We start from the raw sequence: 4,904 nt of genomic DNA, 5'->3' as shown, positions 1-4,904 counted from the left end.
GGTACTGTATATGGAAGGGATTCTGATTTAGTATTAATAGTGAGTTTTTCTGAATTACCATTTCGTTATGACTACATTGTGATACTAGAACTTATTAGTTTGGAGAGCATAACCCAGAAGATATGCGTCTACCTCTATCACTCAAATCTGGCCATGTTTCCGTTTATCACAACAAAAGCAAAGGTGCCCGCAGAACAAGGAGACTCCCGCCGGAGAAAGAGGTAGGCGAGACCCCGGAAAGCCCCGATTTTGGGCTTGAGGAGGCTTGTGAAGGGGAGGTTCGACTAATACCGTCACATCGTGTGACAACGTCGAACGATCCTACATCGTGTAGGGCCGCCGGCAGGACGCGAGTTGTTCTGCGGGCACCTTTATTCCAATTTAAAGCTAAGGAAACATTCCTCTTCAGTTAATTACTCAGAAACCCAAATTATCTCGATTTCAAATCTTCAAGATTATGCCTCGAAACTTAACTAAACTATAAAGTATTTTCCTATCATATAAAAGGCACCAATCAATTAGAATCCATAAATAGTCATTCCACCATCAACAAACAAAGTCTGCCCTGTCATGTAGTTACTTGCTTCAGAAGCAAGGAAAACGGCTGTTCCGGCTAACTCTTTTAGCTCCCCTATTCTTCTCATTGGCGTTCTGCTCTTTATTTCCTCAACATACTCTTCATTTTTTAATAATTTCTCTGTTAATGGGGTGTTAAAATACCAAGGCCCTATAGCGTTTACGTGAATATTGTATTCTCCCCATTCTAATGCTAGCGTTTTTGTCATTTGAATTAAGGCACTTTTCGTCATTCCATATACTACTCCCGTACGAAGAGCTACATGACCAGCCACGGAAGAGATATTGATGATTTTACCTTCTTGTTTATCTTTCATTTGTCGTGCTGCATATTGACTTAGAAAAAAAGCACTCTTCATATTGGTTTGCACGATTTGTTCCCATTCCTCATCTTGTACCTCTAAGGCGTTATTCCGAATATTCATACCGGCATTATTCACCCAAATATCTATTGTAGACTCATCAGGTATAGTGGCCTCTATTTGAGAGATAATAGATAGATAATCTTTGACATCTGCTACGACAGGATATCCTTTCTGTCCATAGCTTTTCACTTCTTGAACTACTCTATGTACATCTTCTTCGGTCCTCGCTATCACAATAATATCTGCTCCTGCCTCGGCATATGCCATTGTAATGGCATACCCTATACCTTTTGTAGCGCCTGTAACAGCTGCGAGTTTATTATGTAATGAAAATGATGGTAGATACATACGTACATCCCTTCTTTATATCTGAATTTTTTCTTTATTATAACATTTCCAAACTATGTTTACATTCGAACTGTATCTCTATAAACTACATAATGATGGAAAGATTAAGGGGGAGAATTACAAATGAAAAAAACGCTACTTACTTTAGGATTATCAACGCTGCTAGTTACAACAGCATGTGGTCAAACTCAAGATGAAAGTAAAAATGCTGAAACGGAAGAAAAGACAGAAGAAAATCAGCAGATAAGTAAAGAAACAATCCAATCAACACTACTTGATAGTCAGTTAGCATTGGCTAAAGATATTCGTGAGCATAACGCAAAAATTGAAGCTCTTCGTGCCAATATTTCTAAGCTTGATACACTCGAAACAGAGGAAGAAAAAAATCAACTTAAGCAATCCATAAAAGATAGTGCAGAAGAAGCGAAAAAGGCTGCTTCAAATGCTCAAGAAGCTTTAAATTCTTTCGAAATTAAAGGTGAACTTCCAGAAGATACAACAAATAGTTTACAAGCATCACTTGATGATCTTAATGCCTATTTTGAAGAAGTGAAATCATCTCTAGATCAACCACTTCAAGCTGACTTCTCTAAAGCAGACGATTTATTCACTTCCTTTGAGGATAAATTAGCATCTATCTATAAAGATGCAGATCTATTAGCTCCAAACATGAAGAAAGAACTTCAATAAGATACGATATTGTTTTAACCTGTTGCCAAGTAGGGCAACAGGTTTTTTTATAGTATTGTAAATTTTTTTAAATTCAATGCTCCAGCAACTAGTATGCTTCCCTCCCCTCTGTACAACAAGATAACATCGAATCACTCCGCCCTTCTGAAGTTATTATTACTTGCCTCTCATAAAATGCATTCATTTGTCATAAAAAATTCACTATTTCACAAGTGAAAATCGAACAAAATCATTGATATGAAGCCTTTTTCCCTTAAATTTGAAAAGTTTGTGAAATGTAACTCCTTGCCATATTTCCACTGGAATTTTGGTGTATGATTAACATGTAAACAAAAAACAGGAAATTCCTATTGAAAGGAGTGTGGGGTCCAAATGCCTAATACACCACTACAAAATGAGGAAACAAAGACCCAAACAACGGAAGAAGCACCCTACCTAAAAGGTACATTTATCGCTGTTCTTATAGTTGGTGCATGCTTAGTTGCGACTTGGCTTGGGGTCTGGGGGTTATTTTTAAATCGTTAATTTGGAGTGAGAAGGAGATGATTGTTTATGCACTTGCATAAGTACGAAAAAATATGGATGTTTATTGGCGGCGGATCGTTACTTGGATTCTTAATTGTATTAGGAGTTGGAGCTTTTCTGCAAGGAACTCAACCCCCAAGTTGTCTTACAACAATAGATCCTACTAATGTAGAAGCACATGAATCATTCAAGCAAGAAAATTTAGGATTACAAGAAATGGGAGATAAATCCTATGTAGTTAACGTGGTAGCATCCGCTTTTAATTATGATTTTGGAAAAGATGAAGATGGTGCCCCCGTTAAAAACATTCGAATTCCAGCTGGATCTAAAGTGCTGTTTCAAGGTACTACCAAAGATGTTATTCATGGATTCCAAATAGCAGGCACCAATGCCAACATGATGTTAGAACCCGGATATATCAATACAGTTGAAGTAACACTCGATAACCCTGGAACATATACACTTGTCTGTAATGAATATTGCGGCACAGGGCATCACTTTATGACAGCGAGTGTGGAGGTGTATGAAGAATAATGAATATTAAATCAGCTTTACCAAAAAAAGATGCTTCCTTAACAATGGCTCATATGTGGGTTGCGTTTATTTCACTTCTCATAGGCGGTTTAATGGGACTGCTACAAACTTTTGTCCGTACAGGAAAAATCACTTTACCGTTTGGCATTGATTATTATCAAATTTTAACTGTTCACGGTGTCATTCTAGCTCTGGTCCTTACAACATTTTTTATCATAGGTTTTCAATTTGCTTTAATGAGTAAGACTGTAGGAATGAGTAATGGTCAACGGAAATGGGGTTGGATAGCATTTTGGATTATGCTACTAGGAACCACTGCTACTGCTATTATGATTCTTCTAGGAAAAGCTAGCGTACTCTATACATTCTATGCTCCATTAGCAGCCCATCCAATCTTTTATTTTGGGTTAACCTTTGTAGTTGTTGGTTCGTGGGTAGCTTGTTTTGTTAATTTCCATCAATTATTCAAATGGAAGAAACAGAATCCTGGAGAAAAATCACCACTGCTTGCGTTCATGGTTGTTATCAATATGGCAATATGGTTTATTGCTACACTTGGTGTGGCAGCTACCGTTTTAATACAATTCATTCCATGGTCACTAGGTTTGGTAGATGAGATTAATATTTTAGTAAGTCGTACCTTGTTTTGGTACTTCGGCCACCCTCTTGTATATTTTTGGTTATTACCTGCATATATGGCCTGGTATGGTATCATTCCAAAAATTATTGGTGGAAAAATCTTTAGTGATGGGCTAGCACGTCTAGCATTTATACTATTTTTATTATTTTCAATACCAGTTGGATTTCACCACCAACTACTTGAACCTGGTATTGATCCATTTTGGAAATACATTCAAGTTGTTCTGACATTTGCAGTAGCGATTCCTTCTTTATTAACCGCTTTTTCCATGTTTGCTGTCTTTGAATCTGCAGGTCGTGCAAAAGGTGAACGAAGCTTATTTGGATGGTTTAAGGCGTTACCGTGGAAAGATGTACGTTTCTTAGCACCAATGGTTGGTATGATTGCTTTCATTCCTGCAGGTGCAGGTGGTTTAGTCAATGCATCCAATCAACTTAACCTTGTGGTCCATAATACTATTTGGGTAACTGGACACTTCCACTTAACACTAGCAACAACTGTAATTCTTACATTCTTTGGTATTTCTTATTGGTTAATCCCCGTATTAACTGGTAGAAAACTAGATGCAAAAACAAACCGTCTTGGAATCATGCAAACAATCGTTTGGACTTTAGGTATGTTTATTATGTCCGGCTCCATGCACATTGCTGGATTACTTGGAGCACCTCGTCGCTCTTCATTCTCTGAGTATAACGGAAGTGAACAAGCTGTGGAATGGATTGGATACCAATATGCTCAAGCCATTGGAGGCTCCATTCTATTCATTGGAATTCTACTAATGATGTATACCTTTTTCTATATGACGTTCTCTGCACCTAAAGGTATAGAAGAGTTTCCGATAGCAGAAGAAGAGATCGATGCTGATACTACCCCTATGATTTTCGAAAACTGGCGACTTTGGATTGGAATAGCAGTAGTTCTAATTGCATTTGCTTATACTATCCCATTCATCGATATTATTCAGAACTCTCCTCCAGGAGCACCGCCATTCCAATGGCCTATTGGAAGAAGTTAATACACAATAAAGAGAAGTCCTTTTGAGAGGCTTCTCTTTTTTTAGTTTAGGCTTTATTAAAGTTTGTTGTTGATATAATAATGAGATAATTTTATGTTCTTCCATATTAGCACCATAATCTGGAATAACTGGTGAAGCTGAATCCGTTACTTTTGTGAGGAAGGGCTGCGGTGAAATGGTTCGCTTTCCGCGGAGGAACATGCAAGCCTCC

Annotated in this window: 5 protein-coding genes; 4 read left to right on the top strand and 1 reads right to left on the bottom strand. The window is 37.7% G+C overall.

Annotation, left to right across the window (positions count from 1 at the left end; translation table 11 throughout):
- Positions 1-518 precede the first annotated feature (518 nt).
- Positions 519-1,289 (bottom strand): SDR family NAD(P)-dependent oxidoreductase, encoded by a 771-nt coding sequence (locus N782_RS20265; protein ID WP_036824820.1) that lies wholly within the window; start codon positions 1,287-1,289, stop codon positions 519-521.
- 123 nt (positions 1,290-1,412) lie between these two features.
- Between N782_RS20265 and N782_RS20260 the strand changes: the two genes are divergently transcribed.
- The 4 genes from N782_RS20260 to N782_RS20250 all read left to right on the top strand — a co-directional run bounded on the left by N782_RS20260 (position 1,413) and on the right by N782_RS20250 (position 4,693).
- Entirely contained in the window at positions 1,413-1,979 is a 567-nt protein-coding gene (locus tag N782_RS20260; RefSeq protein ID WP_036824817.1) for a hypothetical protein, read from the top strand.
- Between the two features lie 372 nt (positions 1,980-2,351).
- Positions 2,352-2,504: a cytochrome c oxidase subunit 2A gene (locus tag N782_RS21370; protein WP_152600823.1), complete on the top strand. Its 153-nt coding sequence runs from the start codon at positions 2,352-2,354 to the stop codon at positions 2,502-2,504.
- A gap of 27 nt (positions 2,505-2,531) precedes the next feature.
- Positions 2,532-3,038 (top strand): cytochrome c oxidase subunit II, encoded by a 507-nt coding sequence (locus N782_RS20255; protein ID WP_036824816.1) that lies wholly within the window; start codon positions 2,532-2,534, stop codon positions 3,036-3,038.
- On the top strand, positions 3,038-4,693 hold the full coding sequence (locus N782_RS20250) for a b(o/a)3-type cytochrome-c oxidase subunit 1 (protein WP_052111477.1): 1,656 nt from the start codon (positions 3,038-3,040) through the stop codon (positions 4,691-4,693). The genes N782_RS20255 and N782_RS20250 overlap by 1 nt, the downstream gene beginning before the upstream one ends.
- Positions 4,694-4,904: the final 211 nt, after the last annotated feature.

The organism is Pontibacillus yanchengensis Y32 (genome assembly GCF_000770635.1).
Classification (GTDB): Bacteria; Bacillota; Bacilli; order Bacillales; family BH030062; genus Pontibacillus; species Pontibacillus yanchengensis.
This window is presented reverse-complemented; position numbering and strand designations above follow the sequence as displayed.